This is a genomic window from Pseudomonas fluorescens, assembly GCF_902497895.1.
In the GTDB taxonomy this organism is placed as follows: Bacteria; Pseudomonadota; Gammaproteobacteria; order Pseudomonadales; family Pseudomonadaceae; genus Aquipseudomonas; species Aquipseudomonas fluorescens_BP.
Map to the genome: position 1 here is coordinate 1 of NZ_CABVHQ010000090.1, position 19548 is coordinate 19548.

A 19548-nucleotide genomic window follows, 5' to 3' on the forward strand; every position below is an offset into this window, starting at 1 on the left:
AGGCTGCGATCTTTTGATCTTGGCGGTGTGAGCCGAAAAGATCGCAGCCTATCGGCAGCTCCTACGCCGACCCAATCCACCCACAATGTAGAGAGTGCCTGCAATCCCCCGTAGGAGCTGCCGCAGGCTGCGATCTTTTGATCTTGGCGGTGTGAGCCGAAAAGATCGCAGCCTATCGGCAGCTCCTACGCCGACCGAGTGCACCCGCAACGGGTTACGGCGCCGTGGCCTTGAAGCTGGGCAATGACTGAACCCGTTCCCACCAGGCGCTGAATCCGTCCACGCTGAATACCTCTGTCGCATCAGGGGTGAACGACAGGTAGGCGCAGGCCGGCGCCAGATAGAAGTCGGCGAGGGACTGAGCCTGTCCGGCGATGAAGGGATCGCTGCCCTTGATTTTCATCAGCTCTTGCAGCACCAGGCGTGAGTTCTTGATCCCTTCGCGTCGGGCGTTATCGTCCTGCCCGCCGATGAAGTTGGGAAACAGGTGATAACCAAAAACCGCGACCAGCGCGCCATACCCATAGGACTCATAAATCCCCATGGCCATCCGGGCCCGGGCGCGATCCTTGGCATTATCGGGCAACAGTGAAGGCCCCGGCAGAACCTCGTTCAGATACTCCGTAATGGCGGCGGTTTCGATTACCCGAAAACCGTCATGTTCAATCACCGGCACCTTGCCGAACGGGTGGCGGGCCAGATGTTCGGGCTGATGCGGCTCGCCCTTGAGCACGTTCACCTGCAACTGCTGGTACTCGGCGCCTTTTTCTTCGAGCAGCATTTTTACCGCGCGCACATAGGTGCTGCCATCAAATCCGTAGAGAGTGAGGCTCATAGCGTTTACTCCAGAATGAATGGAACGGTATCGAAATACAGCCGCTTCAGCGTATTTGCCGACGCCAGCTGCAGCGTTCCAGCAGCGCATCCAGGCTCAGCTTGCCGGCGCCGGTGAGCAGCAGCGGCAGGAGTGCCGCGAGATAGATCAAGGGCAGTTTGAAGTTGCCGTGGCCTTTGTTGCTGATGGAATAACCCTGGGCCAGCTCGCTCAAGGTCGACCAATCGGCTGGCCAGTGAACCGCTGCGGTCGCGACCACTGTGACCACCATCAGGACGAGTGCCGAGAAACGTGTTCCCAGGCCCACCAGCAGGGCGATGGCGCAGATCAGTTCTGCCCACAGCGACAGTTCCCAATTCACTACGGCCGGAACATGGTTAAAGGGAAAGGGAAACGCGCTCTGAATGTCAGCGAACCAGTTTTGACCGTTCCACTTCTCCAATCCCGACTCGAAAAACTCCCAGGCCAGAAAGACCCGCAGGCTGAGCGGCGCGGCCCAGCTGCCAACTCGATCAAGGTTAAAGTGTAGTCCCTTCAAGGCGGATGAGAGGTTGGTTTGCATGGGCTTGAACTCCGTTGAAATCAGTCACGGGAAAATGCGGGGCAGCAGGCACTGCGCCCTCTTTTTGTTGAGTGGCTCAAGCGCGTTGATCGGCTGAGTTGAGCGTTGTGACCGGCTGTACCAACCGACAGGCGTAGTTGACCCTGCCGGTGTATCCGGTGTGTGTCTGTCGAGGGAGCTAAAGCGGCGCGGATGTGTCGCGATGGCAGCTGTACACAATGTGATACATACAGCCGGTGGCTATCGCAGACTTCAATGAGGCCTTTGCGCAGGATTCCGCTTCCCGTAAGCGACGAGGCAGACTCGGCGTCTCTATGGAAAGAGGAACAACCCCATGGTGATCTTCTTCAGCATATAGCCCCCATCGACGGCGCACTGAATGCCACCGATGTGGAGCTGTTTCGAATGACCAGCGTGCCGCTATCGGCCATCGATCGAATACTTGCCCGCACCGGTAACGGCCAGCAACAGCATGCCGCCCATGATGCTCAGGTTCTTGAAGTACTGGATGGTGTTGGCCGCCCGTTCCGGATCGGCCATCGTCCAGAAGTGGTGCCCGATCACCGCGGTACCGAGTACGAACAAGGCAAAGAGAAAGGCCAGCGGGCGGGTATAGAAGCCGAGGACGATCAGGATCGCGGCAAAGAACTCCATGATCACTGCAATGGCAGCTGCGACCATGGGCAAGGGTGCGCCGAGTGAGGTCATGTAGCTCACCGTGCCGTCGAAGTGGGTCATCTTGTTCCAGCCGGACATGATGAACAGAATCATCAACAGAATGCGCGCGAGCAGGATGATCTCGTTTCTCTGATTCTCGAACAGGGTATATCGCATGGTGTTCCACCTGTGGCCATTAGAGAGGAGGCGCAAGCAAGACGGGTCAGCAGGCCTTGCGCGTAGGCTTAACACTAGCAGCTGATGGTTAATCTGCTCTTGAATGGTGCGTAGCCAACCTGGAATTGAACCTCTTGTCTTATCCACTGCCACATGGATATTCATCGAATGTCTGCAGGAGGTAGTCATGCGAATGCTCGATCTGGCCGGAGTATCGGTCCCTGTCATCGGCCAGGGGACCTGGCGCATGGGTGAAGATCCGCAGCAGCGCGCCCACGAAGTGGCAGCGTTGCAATTGGGCATCGAGCTGGGCATGAACCTGATCGATACCGCAGAAATGTACGGCGAGGGCGGTGCGGAGGAAGTGGTCGGCGAAGCGATCCGTGGCCAGCGGGATCGGGTGTTTCTGGTCAGTAAGGTCTACCCGCACAATGCCAGTCGCAAAGGTGTCCCCCGTGCGTGCGAGGCCAGTCTGAAACGCCTGGGCACTGACCATCTCGATCTGTACCTGCTGCATTGGCGCGGCCAGTATCCTCTTGAAGAAACGGTCGAGGCCTTCGAGCGCTTGCGCGAGGCGGGCAAGATCCGGCGTTGGGGGGTCTCCAATTTCGACGTGGCGGACCTGCAGGAACTGGCGTCACCGGCCTGCGCGACCAATCAGGTGCTCTACAACATCGAACAGCGCGGCATCGAGTTCGACCTGCTGCCCTGGTGGCAGCAGCACAACTTGCCGCTGATGGCCTACTGCCCGATTGCCCAGGGGGGAGAACTGCTGAGCAGCCCGACGCTCCGGCACATCGCCAATCTCCAGGGTGTGACCACGGCCCAGGTGGCGCTGGCCTGGGTTTTGCACCAGCAAGGAGTGATTGCCATCCCCAAAGCGGTCAAGCTCGAGCATGTCCGGCTGAATGCCGCGGCGGCCGGATTGACCCTTGATGCAGAAGACTTGCAGGCGATCGACCGAGTGTTTTGCGCGCCGAAACGCAAGCATCCATTGGCGATGGTCTGAACCCACCGACGAGGTGTGCCAAGATGAGAAGCACCGACAGCACGGACCCGTTTTCTCTGCAGCGCTTCGTTCAAGCGCAGGACCCGGTTTTTGCTCGGGTCGAGGCCGAGCTGCGCAACGGCCACAAGCGCAGCCACTGGATGTGGTTTGTCTTCCCGCAGTATGCCGGCCTGGGGCATAGCGACATGTCGAAGTATTTCGCCATTGCCTCTCTGGATGAGGCCGCTGCGTATCTGCAACATCCGCTGCTGGGTCCGCGCCTGGAAAGCTGTACCCGGTGGGTGACGCAACTGCAGGGGTCTTCGATCCAGTCGATATTCGGAACGCCGGATCACATGAAGTTCCATTCCAGCATGACCCTGTTCGACCTGGTCGCCGCCGACGAGAATATTTTCCGTACCGCGCTGGACCAGTATTTCGCCGGTCATGCCGATCAGCGCACGCTGTCGCTGATTTAGCGGATCGATGGTTTGGCGTGCGGACAGCTTCAGGAGAGACTTGAGGCGGGGGTATTTGAGGAACGGCTTGAATAGCCTTGAGATGCCTTGCCGACGAAGTCGGCAAGGGCCATCGCCTGGGTGTCACCCCAAGCGATTATCGGACAGGGTTCACCAGAACCTAGTGGCCTGTACGGCTAGTTCGTTAGCTCAAATTCGGATGCCAGAAGTCCATAGCCAAGGCGCTGTGACGAGTCATAGCCCGCTATGGCGAGGAACAGCAACGCAGGATATGGGCTTCTGGCGCCGAAGTTGACTAACAGAACCAGCCACACAGGCCACTAAGCCTTATTCATTACATAACGGCCTGGGGCCGGTTCCAGAGGCGGGTAGTTGTCATTGCCGACTTGCTTGACCGCGGGCTGCCGCTCACCGGCGTGGCCAGCCAGCCAGGCGAACCAGTCATTCCACCAGCTACCAGGATGCTGTTCGGCATTTTTGAACCAGGTGTCGGGGTTTTTCGTGACCCGATTGTTGGTCCAGTAATGACGTTTCTCTTTGGCAGGCGGATTGATCACCCCAGCGATATGCCCGGAAGCGCCCAGTACAAAACGCTTGTTCCCGGAGAGCAGATTGGTCCCGGCGAAAGCACTTCTCCACGGCACGATGTGATCGTCATGGGTGGCGAGGAAGTAGGCGGGCGCGTCAATTGCACTCAGGTCCACCTTGGTTCCAGCGCACTCCAGCTCGCCTGATTTCAAGTCGTTCTGCAGATAGGTGTGGCGCAGGTACCAGCAGTACATCGGACCTGGAAGGTTGGTGCTGTCGTTGTTCCAGAACAGCAGGTCAAGCGGGATCGGCTTTTGCCCCTTGAGGTATTTATCGACGTTGTAGTTCCACCACAGGTCGTTGGGGCGCAGCAGGGAGAAGGTGTTGCCCATGTCCTCGCCCTTGAACAGGCCGATGGGGCCACCGATACCACCGATGGTGCGCTCACGGTAGGCGACCATTTTCTCGTCGACGAAGATGTCGATAGGCCCGGTATCGACGTAGTCGAGGAAGGTGGTCAACAGGCTCACGCTGGCGATCTCTTTGTCGCCGCGCGCCGCCAGGACCGCCAGGGCAGTGCTCAACAGCGTGCCGCCAATGCAGAAACCCACGCAATTGGGACGCGGTTCGCCACTGATTTCCCGAGTCACTTGCAGGGCTTTGATCACCCCGTTCTGAATCTGGTCTTCCCAGGTAGTGCCGGCGGTCGCTTCGTCAAAGTTGCGCCAGGACATCATGAACACCGGATGTCCCTGGTCCAGCAGATGGCGGACCATCGAGTTGTCCGGGCGCAGGTCAAGGATGTAGAACTTGTTGATCGACGGCGGTACCACGAATACCGGGCGCAGGTATTGGGTTTCGCTTTGCGGGTAGTACTGAATGAGCTGGAACAGTTCATTCTCGAAGACCACTTCGCCAGGGGTGTTGGCCAGATCGACGCCAACCTTGAACGCGCCGCTATCGCACTGGCGCATCTTGCCTTCTTTCATGTCGCTGGCCATGTGCAACAGACCAGTGAGCAGGCTGGTACCCTGGGTTTCGACCACTCGCTGGAGCGCATCGGGATTGCTGGTCAGGAAATTGCTCGGCGCACTGGCGGCGATGGCTTGCTCGACCAGATAGCGCAGGCGCTGGCGCGGCTTGTGATCATTGATCTGCAGCTTCTCGAGCAGTTTCAGCATAAAACTGGAGTTGAGCAGGTAAAAGGCGGCGAGGGAACCGAAAAATGGTTCGCTCCAGTTGCCGCTGGAAAAACGTCGATCATTGAAACTGAAGGGCTGGCCGGTCAGCAGCTGTTGGCCGAGTTGGCTCCACTGGGACTGGTAGTCGGCCTGGAGAGTATCCAGGCTTTCCCCGGGCAAATCGAACCAGGCGCTGTGATCATGCCCGGAAAACCAGGGATTGGTGCTGACCCACAGACGCAATTGTTGCACCGCAAAAGAGGCGATGAAGGGAACCTGGCCCGACCAATAGGTGTTGAAGGTTTGCGCGTTGTTATCCATAAACGTCCTTGCCCACGCAGATGAGCCGGGCAGAATATAAGCCGCGCTGTGCCGGGCTTCGGCACAGCGACAGTAGGTAAGGAGGGCAGTACTGCCAGCCGAATGCGCAGGGCCAGGATACCCGGCCCCGCGCAGTTGGCTGATGAAGGAGTGCAGACTAGCGTTCGATAGCCAGGCCGACGCCTTGTCCGCCACCGATACACAGTGTAGCCAAACCCTTCTTGCCGTCGCGGCGAATCAGTTCGTGTACCAGCGACACGAGGATCCGTGCCCCTGACGCGCCGATCGGATGGCCCATGGCGATCGCGCCGCCGTTGACGTTGACTTTGTTGGTGTCCCAACCCATCTCTTTACCCACCGCCAGCGACTGGGCGGCGAAGGCTTCGTTGGCTTCGATCAGGTCCAGGTCGTCGATGCTCCAGCCGGCCTTTTGCAAGGTCAGGCGGGTAGCCGGGACCGGGCCAATGCCCATGATCGACGGGTCAACACCGGCGCTGGCATAGGCTTTGATTCGTGCCAATACCGGAAGGCCCAGCTCTTGTGCTTTAGCGGCGCTGGCCAGCAGCAACACGGCTGCACCATCGTTGAGCGTCGAAGAGTTGCCGGCGGTGACGCTGCCGTCTTTCTTGAATGCCGGCTTGAGTTTCGCCAAGGCATCGGCGGTGCTATCGACACGCGGCTGTTCGTCGGTGTCAAAAACCAGCGGATCGCCTTTGCGCTGAGGAATCAGGATCGGGGTGATCTCGCTCTGGAAACGCCCGCCCTCGATGGCCGCGGCAGCTTTCTGTTGCGAGGCGGCAGCGAAGGCATCTTGTGCTTCACGAGTGATCTCGTACTTCTGCGCCAGATTCTCGGCGGTGATGCCCATGTGGTAATCGTTGAAAGCATCCCACAGGCCATCCTGGATCATGGTGTCCTGCAGTTGCGCATGGCCCATGCGCAGACCGGTGCGGGCCTTGGGCAGAACATAGGGAGCCAGGCTCATGTTTTCCTGGCCGCCAGCGATGATCAACTCGGCGTCGCCGCAACGGATCGCCTGGACTGCGAGCTGGACCGCCTTGAGACCGGAGCCGCAGACCTTGTTCAGGGTCAGGGCTGGGGTGGTATGTGGCAAACCGGCCTTGATCGCGGTCTGGCGTGCCGGATTTTGCCCGGCGCCGGCAGTCAGTACCTGGCCGAGGATCACTTCATCAATTTGCGCAGCGTCGATACCCGTCTGCTCCAGCAAACGGCGAATCACTGCAGCACCCAGTTCGGTCGCGGGAATCGCGGCCAAAGCGCCTTGAAAACTGCCGATGGCGGTACGAGTAGCGGCAAGGATTACGACTTCGTTCATGCGTGACCTCATTGACTCATTGAAAAGACAAAATTCGTCGAACAGGACCCAGGGCATCCCTGCCCTGGTGGGGTTACTGCATGTTCATGCCGCCGTTTACCGAGAAGTCGGCACCGGTGCTGTACGCGGATTCATCGCTGGCCAGCCAGGCCACGATCGAAGCGATTTCTTCAGGCTGGCCAAGGCGGCCGACCGGAATGCCGGCAATCATGCCGTCCAGAATGTCCTTGCGGATAGCCGCAGTCATGTCGGTCTGGATGTAGCCAGGGGAGACGGTGTTGACGGTCACGCCCTTGCCGGAAACTTCCCGGGCCAGTGCCATGGTGAAACCATGGATGCCGGCCTTGGCTGCCGAGTAGTTGGTCTGACCGAACTGGCCACGCTGGCCGTTGATCGACGAGATGTTGATGATCCGGCCCCAGCCCTTGGACAGCATGCCTTCAATGACTTGCTTGGAGGTGTTGAACAGGCTGTTCAGGTTGGTCCCGATCACCGTGTTCCAGTCTTCCGGGGTGAGCTTGCGGAAAGACGCGTCACGCGTGATGCCAGCATTGTTGACCAGTACGTCGATCGCCCCGTGGTGTTCCCGTACCAGCTCAAAGGCCTTGCGGGTCGATTCCCAGTCGGTGATGTCGGTTTCGACGCATTCGAATTGATAGCCAGCTGCCAGTTGAGTTGCCATCCAGGCATCTTTGCGGCTCGAATTTGCACTGCAGCCGACAATTACTTTGAAGCCTTCCTTGAACAGGCGTTGGCTGATTGCTGTGCCAATGCCACCCATACCACCCGTTACCAATGCAATACGACCAACCGACTTCATACGCGTTCCTTTTATTTTTGCGTTGCAGGATGTGAGGGGATTGTTCGGTATTGGCGGGGAGTGAGGGAAGTGTTTGTAGGTGACTGATTAGTGTCCAACGGTGCCATGCAGAGATTTTGCTCGGGGGAACCAAAATGAAATGAACAGTCCCTATACTGACCTCAGGACTTGAAACGGAACGAATGGTTCATATACGTTCAACATGGTTTATATTCCCTCAGCACAGGTCAGTAATGGCTCCGCACAGGATGTTCGGTTCCACAGGTCATTGAGGACGCTATGTATAGAATGAGTTCAGGCTATGCCAGCGTGCTGGCGAATACGCTTTCGGCGCAAGGACTGGATGTCGCCAGTCTGTGCCAGGAAGCTGGATTTGATATAAGACTCGCTGATACCCCGGGATCCTTCTGCGAGCGAAGCGCTATCTACCGTCTGTGGGATCTGGCGGTCAAGGCCTCCGGTGATCCGGATATTGGTTTGAAGGCCTACGACAATTTCCATCCCGGCATCTTCCAGATCGTCGGCTACACCATGATGTCCAGCTTGAACCTGAAAAAGGCCCTCGAGCGCCTGGTTCGTTTCAGCCCGTTGATCGGCACAGGATTCAGTCTGTTTTTTGTCCAGGAGCAGCAGCATTTCCGCCTGGCCGCGCTCGATCATCAGCAGCGTGGTTCGATCAAGCCCCGGCAGTACACCGATGCCAGCCTTGGTTCGCTGCTGGGATTCTGCCGCTGGCTGACCGGAGGCAAATCGCCGCAACCGCTGAGTGTGGAGTTCGCCTATCCCGAACCTGAAGACATCTCGGAGCATAAACGACTGTTTGGCTGCGAGCTGCGTTTCGGGGCGGCCTACGACAGCATCCTGTTCGATGGCCAGGAACTGCTGCGTCCGTTGAGCATGGCCAACGAGAAGTTGGCCACGCTCCATGACAGCTTTGCCGAAGCTCAGCTGGAACTGTTGTACGGCTTCACCATTGTGTGCAGGATTCGCGCGCTGATCACCGAGCGTCTGAGTCAGGGGCAAGGCCAGTGTGATATGGAGTCGATTGCGGCCGCGCTGAACATCAGCAAGCGAACGCTGCAGCGGGCACTCGAGAAGGACGGCACCCAGTTCAAGGATGTTCTCAACGATGTGCGTCGGCAGTTGGCCGACTTCTACCTGCGGCATTCCCGTTTCAATATGAAGCATGTGACTTACCTGCTCGGGTTCCACGACCACAGCAGTTTCCATAAGGCCTGCACCCGCTGGTTCGGCATGACACCCGGTCAGTACCGAGCCGACGAGTTGTCGCTGGTGCTCCAGGAAGCTGCGCCGGTCTGACCCGGCACCGGCGCAGGGGATCATTATGGCTTGGTCCTTTTGCCAGATTTTTTACCCTTGCCCTTGTTGGGTGCAGGCGTTGTAACCGGGGTGGCGGGGCTAGTCACCGGTACTGCTGGTGGCGTTGCAGCGACCGGCGATGTCGCGGCCGGAGGGTTTTTCGCCGGGGCACGCACCGCTTCTGGCAGTGACGTTTCAGCGACCGGCAATGTCTTGGCCGGGGCAGGCACCGCTACTGCTGGTGGCGTTGCAGCGATCGGCGATGTCTTGGCCGGAGGGTTTTTCTCCGGGGCAGGCACCGCTACTGCTGGTGGCGTTACAGCGATCGGCGATGTCTTGGCCGGAGGGTTTTTCTCCGGGGCAGGCACCGCTGCTGCTGGTGGCGTTACAGCGATCGGCGATGTCTTGGCCGGAGGGTTTTTCTCCGGGGCAGGCACCGCTACTGCTGGTGGCGTTGCAGCGATCGGCGATGTCTTGGCCGGAGGGTTTTTCTCCGGGGCAGGCACCGCTGCTGCTGGTGGCGTTGCAGCGACCGGCGATGTCACGTCAGGCAGGGCTTTGGCCGAGGGTGGAACGCTGGTCTTGGCCCGCTGAACTTTCGGTTTGCTGGTTTTGGCTTTGACAGGCTCTACGGTCGGCGCAACAGGCGCTGTTTGTTTGACCTTTGGCGCAGCGACCTGTGCTGGCGGCGCTGCCACAATCGGCGCTGGCTTGGGCGGTGTCTGCGTCTGCTGGGCATCGGCTTCGCTGGGCGCTTGGTTCAGGCGCAAACCTGGCAGGGGGACTTCGAGCAGCGCGTGCAGCTCGCGCCAGATTTCGCCTTCAGCGCCAGTGGTCAACAGGTCAGGCATCAATAGCCCGACGGCTGAGAGCACCTGCTGGCGTGCCTCTGCGTCCGGAAGCAGCAAGGGCAAGGTGCGCAAGCTTTCCAGCGGGTGGGTAAACACCAGCAGGTTCTGCAGGCGTATGGCTTCGCGAAGGACAGCGGGCTCGGCGCTGTTATCCTGGACCAGCACATGCACTTGCTGGATCAGTTTCTCGATACTCTCCTTGCCCGCCTGGTCGCTCTTGCGGCTGAGCAAAAACAGGATCCGCACCAGGGCTTGCAATGGGCCGCCTTCGGGCAGCGCCGTTTGCAGGCGTTCGATCAAGGCCTGGTCCTGCAGGTCGGCGTGTTTCTGGACATTTCGAGCGGGCGGGTTGCCGCCAAGATTGCTCAATGCGCCATAAATGCCGTAGAAACACAGCTCCTGAGTGGCGTCACGCACATCGCGAAAAGCGTTCAGGGTGTCCTGTATCTGATTGGAAAACAGTGCCTGCCAGGCCAGCAACGGGTTGTCCTGGCGTGCGGGGCGACGCTCGCTGCGCACCTTGTCGGCGCTTCCTGGCAGCCACCAGAGTGCCGGATTCATACTGCTCCACAGCACCTGCTGCTGATGGAAGGGATGGGCCCTGCGCAGCAGTTCGGCAACCGGCTCGTTGATCAGCTGGCGTAGCCACGGACGAACAAAGGTGTCGTAAATCGTGCTGTTGATTTCCGAGGCGCGCGCTACCATCGCGAACTCGCGATCGTCATCTCGCGCTGGCTCGCTGTCAGCATGGATATCGGCGATTTTCCGCGATTCGAAACGCACGCGATATTTCGCATCTGCTGCGCTGCCTGACGGGGCAGGCAAATCGTCGATCAGCAATTCATACAGCCCGGCCGGCAAGGCATTGATCGCCTCGACCGCGCCGAGCAATTCACGGTGTTCGCGCCGGGCAACCTTGCCGGAAACGAAGATCCCCAGGTGGCCGATGCTGGCGTGCCGCAGATAGACGATAGTGCGGCCGGCGTCGTGCAAGGCGAGATCGCTTGGATAAACATCAGTGATCCAGTTCAGCGCCTGCTGCGGAGGAGTGATGTTGTCCCCATAGGAGCAGAACACCACCACCGGTACTTTGATCCGTTTCAGGTCAAGCCCGCTGCTCTTGCGACCCAGGCCGCCGGACAGCTGATTGCCGATGAACAGGTCGTCGACGATCATTTCGATTTCTTCGCCATTGAGCAGGGTCGGGCTGCCCCACCAGCGCTCGAAGTCAAGGAAGCGCGCGGCCTCGCTGTCGACCTGGGTGAACAGCTCGTAGTACTTGCCCCAATAGGTGTTGGCCGGGTCCAGCTTCTCGAAGTTGCTGACCAGCCAGGTACCGTCGAAACGATCGTTGCCCAGGTCGCTGCCCAGGCGAGTCATCCAGCCGCCACCCAGCAGTCCGCCGGAGTAACGCATCGGATTGCGTCCGTTGACCCCGGCCCAGTAGGATAAAGGTGCGCCATTGACGATGATCAGGCCCGGCAGTTCCGGATGTGTGGCCGCCAATCCCATCAGCGCCCAGCCGGCCTGGCAGTTGCCGATGATCACAGGCTTGCCGCTGTCGGGATGCCGGGCGCTGACCAGTTCGATGAAGCGGGCCTGGGCTGCGCTGATATCCGCCAGGGTTTGTCCGGGGGCAGGTGCATGACTGAAAGAGATGAAATAGGTCGGGTGGCCGGCTCTGAGGCTTTCGCCGATCACCGAATCCTGTTTGAAGCCGCCGATGCCCGAGCCGTGGCCGCCCCGTGGATCAATGATGATCACTGGCGGGCCATTGCGGCCGATCTTTTGATCTGGCCCGGGAAGGATTCGCAACAGCGAGTAATTGACCGGGCGCGGCAGGTCGGTGCCGGCGATCAGCGTTTCATGAGCGAACTTGAGCAGCAGCGGGTACCCGGCGCGTTCGTGGGCCAGGGTATTATCGCCGCGCTGGCGCAAGGTGTCCCAGAACAGCAGGCTGCGTTGGCTGAGGTCGGTGAAGTATTCCTGCCAGTCCTCAGGCGTGGGTTGTCTGAGTTGACCCTGGCTTAAAGGCGCGAAGGTTTTTGCCTGGCGCTGCTGCACGGCGTCAAGGACGTTCTGGGTATTGAGGCGCTGCAGATGGCTCAGGTGTTGAAACAGCCCGAGCTGTGAGGAATGCCCTTCATCGTGCGATGCAACAATATCTTGCTGGCCCATAGTGCTCTCCTGACTCCATACATGGGAAGCGACCCGCCTGCGCTCTTTACAAAGGACGCGCGGCTGACCGTTCGATGTGTAGGAGTTTATAGCTAATAGAGGGGGGAGGAGCAAAGATTATTTTGCAGTGCACAAAAAAAAGATTGCCAAATGATTTTGTGCGCTGCAATATCAAGGCTAACGCGATGACCAGCAGGATCGCTATCGCGCCTTCAGGCCCACGTCGGCCTTTCAGAATCAGGAGTTTCAGCCATGACTTTTTTTAATTCGGAAAAACTGCAAAGCGTTCAGAAAGCCAACCTCGACCTGCTGCAGCAAATCAGCGGCAAAGTCTTCGCCAGCGTTGAACAGCTGAGCCAGTTGCAGTTCCAGGCATTGCGCACCGCCACTGAAGAAAACTTCGACGGTGTCCGCAAGCTGCTGGCAGTAAAAGATGCACAAGGTTTCGCAGAGCTGCAGGCTTCTTTCACCCAGCCTAATGTACAAGCCGAACGCCTGGCCGAATTCAACCGTCAGGTACAAGCGCTGATCGTCGGCACCCAGTCCGAAATCGCCAAACTGACCGAAACTCAGGTTGCTGAGGGCACCAAGCAGGTGCAAGAGTTCGTTGAAACGATCAGCAAGAATGCACCAGCCGGTTCCGAGCCAGTTGTGGCTGCATTCAAGTCGTCGCTGGCCAATGCCGGTACCGTCTTTGAAAGCGCACAGAAAGCTGTAAAACAGGCTGCTGACGTAGCTCAGACCAGCTTCGACGCAGCGGGCAAAACCGCTACTGAAGCGACCGCAGCAGCTGGCAAAGCCGCTACAGAAGCAACCAACAAAGCAGCAAGCGGCACCAAGTAACACGCGTCAAGCATGACCCAGCCGCAGGCGATGGAGACTCCATCGCCTGCGGTTTTTTTTGCCTGGCGGATTACACTCGCCCCCCCCGTAGCAGCTGTCGAGTAGAACGAGGCAGCGTCCGAGGACGGAGTCCTCGTAAAAGCTGTGCTCGCGGTTTATCTGCAACACTGAGGTGCAGGGTTTTACGGCTGCTTCGCAGCCGGACGCTGCCTCGTTCTACTCGACAGCTGCTACGCCCTATGCCCTATGCCCTACGCCCTACGTCCTACGCCCTGCCAAGCATCAAAAAATGTGTAGATACCCATGCCCCTGGGGAGGTGAGGAGTGGTTCTTGAGCCTGGCGAACAATCTGAAGCACTCCTCGCAAAAGATATCGCTTAACTGACTGGCATTGACACTCGCCCCAAGTATCAGGCCGATACCAGTCGCTTGATCCACTCCAGTAGCACGCCGGGCAACAGCTCCGGTCTGGGCAGCAAGGCATATTGCCGCGCGCCGAATACCGCGGGCAGGTAGTTCGCCGCCTGGCAGTCGATGGTCAAACAGAAAGGGTAGATGCCTTGCAGTTTGGCTTCGGTCACGGCCTGGCGCATGTCTTCCACGCCATAGCGACCCTCGTACTGATCAACATCGTTCGGCTTGCCGTCGGAGATCAGCAATAGCAGGCGGTGGCTGGCGGCTTCGCGCATCAGCAAGGTACTGGCGTGACGGATGGCGGCACCCGCCCGGGTGTAGCGTTCCGGTTCGAGTGCGGCAATGCGCCGCCCGACCTCGTTGCTGTAGCACTCATCGAATGCCTTGAGCGTCCGTATCGTAACCCTCTGCGACCCTTCGCCGGAGAACGCCAGCACGCTATAAGGTTCGCCCATGCTCTCCAGCGCCAGACAGACCAGCAGCAATGCTTCGCGTTCGACGTCGATGATTCGCCGATTGTGAGAGATCCAGCCGTCGGTGGAGCCGCTGACATCGATCAGCAGCATGATCGCCATGTCGCGCCGGGTCCGGCGCTGGGTCTGATACAGCGCCTGGGGCATGTCCAGGCCGGCACGGGCTTGCGCACAGCCGTCGATATAGGCTTGCAGATCGATATCGTCGCCATCCAATTGTTTGCGCAGCCTGACGCGGCGGGCGCGCAACCTTTCGAATTGCTGGCGGATGGCATCGAGCATCGAACGGTGAGTTTCCAGGGTTTGCTCGACCCATTGCAGCGGGCCTTGTTGGGCGGGACACAGCTGCAGGGTTGCGCCGGGATCGCGGTAGGCCTGGCTGCGGTAATCCCATTCGGGGTAATTGATCGGACCGTTTGCCGGGGGCTGCGCGCCACCTCGAACGCGGGTTGGCGGTGGGTCGTCGCAGAGCAGCACTTCCTTTGGATGACCTGGGGTGACCACCAGTCGGGCTTCGTTCAACTCCGACAGTGAGTCGGCGAAATCAGCCGCGGGAATTTCCGCGTCCCGGTCTGCAGGGCGCTGCATGCCCATGGGGTCTTCAGCCTGTTCCAGCGGCTGGGCCGGTTGCACCATCCACAGACCGGGCTGCTGATCTTCGTCTTCGTCTGCACTGGCCTCGCGCACATTAGGCCGGCGCGGGAGGCGGGCGCTGCGCGGCAGGGTATCGGTGCTGTCGATTTCGCCCGGCAAGCCCGGCAGCTCCGGACGCGTTGCGGGTGAGCGCAGATCGCCGGTCCAGGCATCGAGCAACAACCGATGGGCGCCGCGGCGTTGTGGTTCGTCGAGCGGCAACAGCTGTGCCGCCAGGGTGGCGGACTGGCGCAGCGAGTCGGCCGTTGTCGCAGGTATCGGCAAACCTTCCAGTGCCTGATCGCATTCGCTGCGCAGCAGCCCACGCAGGAAACTTTCCAGGGGCCGGCGCTGGCTGGGGAACACGTCGAGGGGCGGGCGGGTGGCCAAGGCATGCTGGCGCAACCCATGGATCGACGCCGCCAGCCCCGGCAACTGGCGGACCAGATCAGTGTCGGCAGCCCAGGCTTCGAGGAGCAGATAGAGACTGCGCTGCAACGGGTTGTCGATGACGGACATCGCCGCGGCACTGCCGCGCCGGGCGCGCATCGCCTGTTGCAAGGCGAGGGTCCGGTAGCGCTCCAGGGCGATTGACCCATCGTCGCCCAGCTGCTCCGGCAACCAGATATGCACGCCATCGGTAGCCGGGACAGCGTTGTGCCGGCCAGGTTTTTCCTCGGGCACAAAGAGTTTTTTCAGCAAGGTGGGCGGTGACGGCGGTTGTGCGATGCGCAGCGAATAATGGCTGCCGAACAGCGCCTTGATCAGCAGGTCGAGGCGTGGCGCGACGTCCCTCAGGGTGACTGTTTTCGCCGGGTCCGCGGGACCCCGGTGCCGGCGCCACAACGCCTGGACATACACCGTGGCATGCCGCGCGACATCGGTGATCACGTCCTCGGCTTCGGCCATCTAGATAAACGTCAGATCGACGAGGTCGCGCATGGCGGCAACCAGCACCGCGTCATCGGACAGCGGCGAGATCAGCGCGGCCCGACAGGCAGCGGGGGCGGCAATGCCGCTGGTGATCAGGCGAGCAGTGGCGATCAACAGGCGAGTGCTCGGCACCTCCGCCAGCCCGCGGTCCTGCAGGGCGCGCAAGCGATGAGCGAGCGTCACCAGGGCGTGGGCGGTGGCGTAGTCGGTTGCGCCTTCATGGATGACGATGGCGATCTCGCGATCGGCCGGCGGGAAGTCGAAATCCAGGGCCACGAAGCGCTGCCGGGTGCTCGGCTTCAAGTCCTTGAGGATGCGTTGGTAGCCGGGGTTGTAGGACACCACCAGCTGGAAGTGCGGCGAGGCGTCGAGGATCTGGCCAATCTTGTCCAGGGGCAGGATACGTCGGTGGTCGGTGAGTGGGTGCAGCACGACAATGGTGTCCTGCCGGGCTTCGACCACCTCGTCCAGATAACAGATAGCGCCTTCGCGCACCGCGCGGGTCAGGGGACCCTCCGTCCAATGGGTGCCTTCATGACCGATCAGGAAACGCCCGACCAGGTCGCTGGCACTCAGGTCATCGTGACAGGAGATAGTGATCAGCGGACGCTTGAGGCGCCAGGCCATGTGTTCGACGAAGCGGGTCTTGCCACAGCCGGTCGGCCCTTTGAGCATGATCGCCAATTGCCGGGCATGGCATTGTTCGAAGATCGCCACCTCGTCGCCCGAGGACTGGTAATACGGCTCCGCTTCCCGCAGTGCGGGTTCAGTGCCAGCCAGGGGCTGCTGCATCAACGAAGGTTCCATCACAACCCGGCGCTTGACGCTTGAGGTGTGATCGCCGCCGGATCGGCTTCAGCGATACTGAAATCCGGCGCATGCCGGAAGAAATCGAAGATAAACAACCCGACACCCAGAGAGAACATCGACGCAGTGGCCACCAGCATCAGGAAGTGCACCTGGATCTTCAATTGCACGTCCAGATACCCCATGCCGAGGACGCGCTCGAGATAGACCTGGCCAATGCCCGCGGTGGCGAATGACAGGGTCATGCCGAACATCCCGCCCAGTTGCAGCCAGAACGCCCAGTAACCGATGGCGCTGTCTTCCACGGGACGACGAGTCATGCTCGGCAGAGCATAAGTGATCATCGCCAGGATGATCATGGCATAGGCTCCATAGAAGGCCGCGTGGCCGTGCATGGCGGTGATCAGGGTGCCGTGGGTCCACTTGTTGACGTCGGGGAAAGTGTGGGCCAGACCCAGCAGACCGGCGCCGAACATGGTGAACACCGCGCTGCCGATGGTCCAGTGCAATGCCAGTTTGTTGGGGTGAGAGAGGCCGGAGCGGCGCATCGCGTTGTAGGCAAAAACTGCCATGCCGATCAGCGCCGCCGGTTCCAGCGCGCTGAAGAAGCCGCCAAGCGGCAGCCAGTAATGCGGTACCCCGATCCAGTAATAATGGTGCGCCGTGCCAAGGATGCCGGCGATGAACACCAGGCCGACAATCACGTACAGCCACTTCTCCATGACCTCGCGGTCAGCGCCGGACAACCTGATCAGCAGATAGGCGAGAAAGCCGCCCTGGATCATCTCCCAGACGCCTTCGACCCACAGATGGATCGTCCACCAGCGGTAGTAGATCGACACGATGTAGTTCTCGTAATGCAGCAACGCCGGCAGATAAAGCACGGCGGCGCTGGCCAGGCCCAGCAGCAGCACTCCTTCGGTGGCGGTGAAGCGCCCGGCTTTCTTGATTGTCATGCCGATGTTGTAGAGGAACATCAGCATGCAGATCACGATCACGATCTTGTGGGGCAGCGGCTGTTCGAGCAACTTGTTACCGGTGCCATAACCGAACAGGTAGCCAAGGACTGCGGTGACGCCCATGGCCGTCCACAACCCGAGCTGGATATAGGCCAGCCTGGTACTGTGCAACTCGCCGCGGGATTCATCCGGCACCATCCAATAGGTGGCGCCCATGAATCCGGTCAGCACCCAGACGATCAACAGGTTGGTGTGGATCGCCTTGGTCACATCGAATGGCAACCAGTTCAACAGTGGGTCCGGCCCCAGGTACTTCGCTGCCGAGAGCAGGCCGAACACCAGTTGCAGGCCGAACAGCACCATGGCAACGGCGAAATACCAGTAGGCGACGGATTGAGATCTGTAGCGCATGGTCATCCCCTGCAGTTACTGGAAGGAAGCCAGATAGGCGACCAGTTGATCGATCTGTTCGGGCGTCAGCGATTTGCCGAAGGTGTCCGGCATGAAGGACATGCCGTTGGCGGAAAACATCGCGCCCGGATGCAGGTAGGCGCTCGGCGAGACGATGGACTCGCGAATGAAGCCTTCGACGTCCTTGGCCTTGCCCTTGTAGTCGGAGGAGGCGATCACCTGTTTCGCCCGGCTGGGCAGTCCGGCTAGGGTCGGCCCGGCCAGGTTGACGCCCGGCGCAATGGAGTGGCAAGCGCTGCACACCGGGGAGGCCGTGCGAAACAGCGCCTCGCCCAGGGCGATCGGGTCTTCCTTGCCGGAAACCGGGCGGGCAGCCGGTGGCAGTTGGCCGACAGGCTCTTTGGCCTCGGAAACGTTTTGCTGGGCCACGGTGAGGTCCATGCCCGGGATCGACGCGCCGGTGACCAGAATCGGTCGCGGTGGCCAGCCCTGATTGTCGACCTTGCTCACCCAGTCGAGGAAGGCGATCAAGTCGGCGATTTCACCGTCGGCCATATTCAGGTTCGGCATCAGTCGGCGATGGCGCTGCTCGTCGTAGAACTTCGAAGGGTCCTTGAGGAAGGCGGTGAGGTAGGGGGTGCCGCGTTGCTGGGAGATCTTCGTCAGGTCCGGGGCGTAATAGGCGCCTTCACCGAACAAAGTGTGGCAGTTGATGCAATTGTAATCGTGCCAGACATCCTTGCCGCGGGTGACTTGCGGGGTGATCTGGTCGGCATTGGTCAGGGTGGGAAACTGCCGGTGACTGTCGACCGTCATGCCCAGAAACACTACCGTAGCGATGGCCGTCGATATCAGGGCGAACGCGCGTGTTTGACGTTTGTTCATTGCGAACTCTCTATACGCCGATGCCGGTCCAATAGGTAATGCCGATAACTCCGGCATAAACGACCGCGCCGACCATCAGCGCGAGAATTGCGTAGCTGGTTATCTTCAAGACCTTTTGCACGGCTGCCTCCCGGGGGTGAAAGTGCAGTTGGAAAGTTCCTGGCAAATCGCTCTGGACGCTGGGTCAATGCGCTCGAAAGAGCCTGAGCATTACAGGCGGGTCCGCCACGGCGCGCAGTTCATGCGGTACGCTTGCCGCCAGCTGGTACGGGGTGTCTGGCCCCGGTGGCTGCCAGCCGCCAGCGGTCCTTGCTTCGACTGATCTGCAAATAGGCGTTTGAATATTAACAGCCGCAGCCGACTCCGCATGTTTTAGTAACATGGTTAAGTTGGTCAGGTTGAATGCACCTGAGAGTAGTAGGCTTTGCACGACTGTCAAGGAATTGGACGAAGTTGAACCTGTTGTATTGTCTATTTAACAGGTGAAATTGAAATAATCGTGGAAGAGGGAATTATCGGGATGAATAAAAAAGAATAATAAAAAAAGCCGGCCGCACTAATGCCAGTCAGTTAAGGGCATTTTTTGTGAGGAGCGCTTCTGATTGTTCACCAGGCTCAAAAACCACCCCTCACCCCAACCCTCCCCAGGGGGCGAGGGAGCTGATCTCGAGTGTCTGTCGAGTTGCTGCGACCTGTGAAACCGAGTCGATTTTGGATTCAACGAATGACGTTCAGGTCGCAGCAGATCTTCAGAAACCCACATTCTGCTCCCTCGCCCCCCTGGGCATAGGTATCTACATATCTCGCTGGTCGAACACCCTACCTGTGGCGAGGGGGCTTGCCCCCGCTGGGTCGCGAAGCGGCCCTAAAACCGGCAATCGCGGTTTTCCAGGTAGTACGCATCCGCCGGTTTTACGACTGCTGCGCAGCCGAGCGGGGCGGTGCGGCGTTCCGACA

Annotated in this window: 15 protein-coding genes; 4 read left to right on the top strand and 11 right to left on the bottom strand. The window is 59.8% G+C overall.

The window, feature by feature from the left end:
• Window positions 1–214 precede the first annotated feature (214 nt).
• The 3 genes from F8N21_RS27645 to F8N21_RS27655 form a co-directional block, all read right to left on the bottom strand.
• Complete coding sequence (locus F8N21_RS27645) at window positions 215–835, bottom strand: glutathione S-transferase family protein (RefSeq protein ID WP_150645154.1); 621 nt, start codon at window positions 833–835, stop codon at window positions 215–217.
• Window positions 836–881: 46 nt separating this feature from the next.
• Window positions 882–1397: a DoxX family protein gene (locus F8N21_RS27650; protein ID WP_150645155.1), complete on the bottom strand. Its 516-nt coding sequence runs from the start codon at window positions 1395–1397 to the stop codon at window positions 882–884.
• A 420-nt stretch (window positions 1398–1817) separates the two neighbouring features.
• Window positions 1818–2231, bottom strand: coding sequence for a DoxX family protein (locus F8N21_RS27655; protein WP_150645156.1), 414 nt, complete (start codon window positions 2229–2231; stop codon window positions 1818–1820).
• A 187-nt stretch (window positions 2232–2418) separates the two neighbouring features.
• Between F8N21_RS27655 and F8N21_RS27660 the strand changes: the two genes are divergently transcribed.
• Window positions 2419–3240, top strand: a complete 822-nt coding sequence (locus F8N21_RS27660) for an aldo/keto reductase (RefSeq protein ID WP_150645157.1) — start codon at window positions 2419–2421, stop codon at window positions 3238–3240.
• A gap of 23 nt (window positions 3241–3263) precedes the next feature.
• Entirely contained in the window at window positions 3264–3698 is a 435-nt protein-coding gene (locus F8N21_RS27665) for a DUF1810 domain-containing protein (RefSeq protein WP_150645158.1), read from the top strand.
• A gap of 320 nt (window positions 3699–4018) precedes the next feature.
• Here the strand turns inward: F8N21_RS27665 and phaC are convergent, their stop codons facing one another.
• The 3 genes from phaC to phbB all read right to left on the bottom strand — a co-directional run bounded on the left by phaC (window position 4019) and on the right by phbB (window position 7884).
• Window positions 4019–5728 (bottom strand): class I poly(R)-hydroxyalkanoic acid synthase, encoded by a 1710-nt coding sequence (gene phaC, locus F8N21_RS27670; protein ID WP_150645159.1) that lies wholly within the window; start codon window positions 5726–5728, stop codon window positions 4019–4021.
• A gap of 157 nt (window positions 5729–5885) precedes the next feature.
• Window positions 5886–7064 (bottom strand): acetyl-CoA C-acetyltransferase, encoded by a 1179-nt coding sequence (locus tag F8N21_RS27675; RefSeq protein ID WP_150645160.1) that lies wholly within the window; start codon window positions 7062–7064, stop codon window positions 5886–5888.
• Window positions 7065–7137: 73 nt separating this feature from the next.
• The gene (gene phbB, locus F8N21_RS27680; RefSeq protein WP_150645161.1) at window positions 7138–7884 is read right to left on the bottom strand and encodes an acetoacetyl-CoA reductase; all 747 of its coding nucleotides are present in this window, start codon (window positions 7882–7884) and stop codon (window positions 7138–7140) included.
• Window positions 7885–8163: 279 nt separating this feature from the next.
• On the opposite strand from phbB, the gene F8N21_RS27685 reads away from it, so the two are divergent.
• Window positions 8164–9204, top strand: coding sequence for an AraC family transcriptional regulator (locus tag F8N21_RS27685; protein WP_150645162.1), 1041 nt, complete (start codon window positions 8164–8166; stop codon window positions 9202–9204).
• A gap of 23 nt (window positions 9205–9227) precedes the next feature.
• On the opposite strand, the gene F8N21_RS27690 is transcribed toward F8N21_RS27685, so the two are convergent.
• Complete coding sequence (locus F8N21_RS27690) at window positions 9228–12233, bottom strand: DUF3141 domain-containing protein (RefSeq protein WP_224788302.1); 3006 nt, start codon at window positions 12231–12233, stop codon at window positions 9228–9230.
• A gap of 252 nt (window positions 12234–12485) precedes the next feature.
• Between F8N21_RS27690 and phaP the strand changes: the two genes are divergently transcribed.
• Entirely contained in the window at window positions 12486–13076 is a 591-nt protein-coding gene (gene phaP / locus F8N21_RS27695) for a TIGR01841 family phasin (protein WP_150645163.1), read from the top strand.
• Between the two features lie 410 nt (window positions 13077–13486).
• Here phaP and F8N21_RS27700 read toward each other — a convergent pair whose 3' ends face one another.
• The 4 genes from F8N21_RS27700 to F8N21_RS27715 are packed head-to-tail and all read right to left on the bottom strand — an operon-like array spanning window position 13487 to window position 18591.
• Entirely contained in the window at window positions 13487–15505 is a 2019-nt protein-coding gene (locus tag F8N21_RS27700) for a nitric oxide reductase activation protein NorD (RefSeq protein ID WP_150645164.1), read from the bottom strand.
• Complete coding sequence (locus F8N21_RS27705; protein WP_150645165.1) at window positions 15506–16321, bottom strand: CbbQ/NirQ/NorQ/GpvN family protein; 816 nt, start codon at window positions 16319–16321, stop codon at window positions 15506–15508.
• A gap of 14 nt (window positions 16322–16335) precedes the next feature.
• Window positions 16336–17706 (bottom strand): cbb3-type cytochrome c oxidase subunit I, encoded by a 1371-nt coding sequence (locus F8N21_RS27710; RefSeq protein ID WP_150645166.1) that lies wholly within the window; start codon window positions 17704–17706, stop codon window positions 16336–16338.
• Between the two features lie 15 nt (window positions 17707–17721).
• Window positions 17722–18591: a c-type cytochrome gene (locus F8N21_RS27715; protein ID WP_150645167.1), complete on the bottom strand. Its 870-nt coding sequence runs from the start codon at window positions 18589–18591 to the stop codon at window positions 17722–17724.
• Window positions 18592–19548 lie beyond the last annotated feature (957 nt).

Excerpts from the sequence above, each read along its gene's own strand:
- F8N21_RS27645 (WP_150645154.1), bottom strand. The coding sequence starts at position 835 with ATGAGCCTCACTCTCTACGGATTTGATGGCAGCACCTATGTGCGCGCG.
- F8N21_RS27650 (WP_150645155.1), bottom strand. The coding sequence starts at position 1,397 with ATGCAAACCAACCTCTCATCCGCCTTGAAGGGACTACACTTTAACCTT.
- F8N21_RS27655 (WP_150645156.1), bottom strand. The coding sequence starts at position 2,231 with ATGCGATATACCCTGTTCGAGAATCAGAGAAACGAGATCATCCTGCTC.
- F8N21_RS27660 (WP_150645157.1), top strand. The coding sequence starts at position 2,419 with ATGCGAATGCTCGATCTGGCCGGAGTATCGGTCCCTGTCATCGGCCAG.
- F8N21_RS27665 (WP_150645158.1), top strand. The coding sequence starts at position 3,264 with ATGAGAAGCACCGACAGCACGGACCCGTTTTCTCTGCAGCGCTTCGTT.
- phaC (WP_150645159.1), bottom strand. The coding sequence starts at position 5,728 with ATGGATAACAACGCGCAAACCTTCAACACCTATTGGTCGGGCCAGGTT.
- F8N21_RS27675 (WP_150645160.1), bottom strand. The coding sequence starts at position 7,064 with ATGAACGAAGTCGTAATCCTTGCCGCTACTCGTACCGCCATCGGCAGT.
- phbB (WP_150645161.1), bottom strand. The coding sequence starts at position 7,884 with ATGAAGTCGGTTGGTCGTATTGCATTGGTAACGGGTGGTATGGGTGGC.
- F8N21_RS27685 (WP_150645162.1), top strand. The coding sequence starts at position 8,164 with ATGTATAGAATGAGTTCAGGCTATGCCAGCGTGCTGGCGAATACGCTT.
- F8N21_RS27690 (WP_224788302.1), bottom strand. The coding sequence starts at position 12,233 with ATGGGCCAGCAAGATATTGTTGCATCGCACGATGAAGGGCATTCCTCA.
- phaP (WP_150645163.1), top strand. The coding sequence starts at position 12,486 with ATGACTTTTTTTAATTCGGAAAAACTGCAAAGCGTTCAGAAAGCCAAC.
- F8N21_RS27700 (WP_150645164.1), bottom strand. The coding sequence starts at position 15,505 with ATGGCCGAAGCCGAGGACGTGATCACCGATGTCGCGCGGCATGCCACG.
- F8N21_RS27705 (WP_150645165.1), bottom strand. The coding sequence starts at position 16,321 with ATGCAGCAGCCCCTGGCTGGCACTGAACCCGCACTGCGGGAAGCGGAG.
- F8N21_RS27710 (WP_150645166.1), bottom strand. The coding sequence starts at position 17,706 with ATGCGCTACAGATCTCAATCCGTCGCCTACTGGTATTTCGCCGTTGCC.
- F8N21_RS27715 (WP_150645167.1), bottom strand. The coding sequence starts at position 18,591 with ATGAACAAACGTCAAACACGCGCGTTCGCCCTGATATCGACGGCCATC.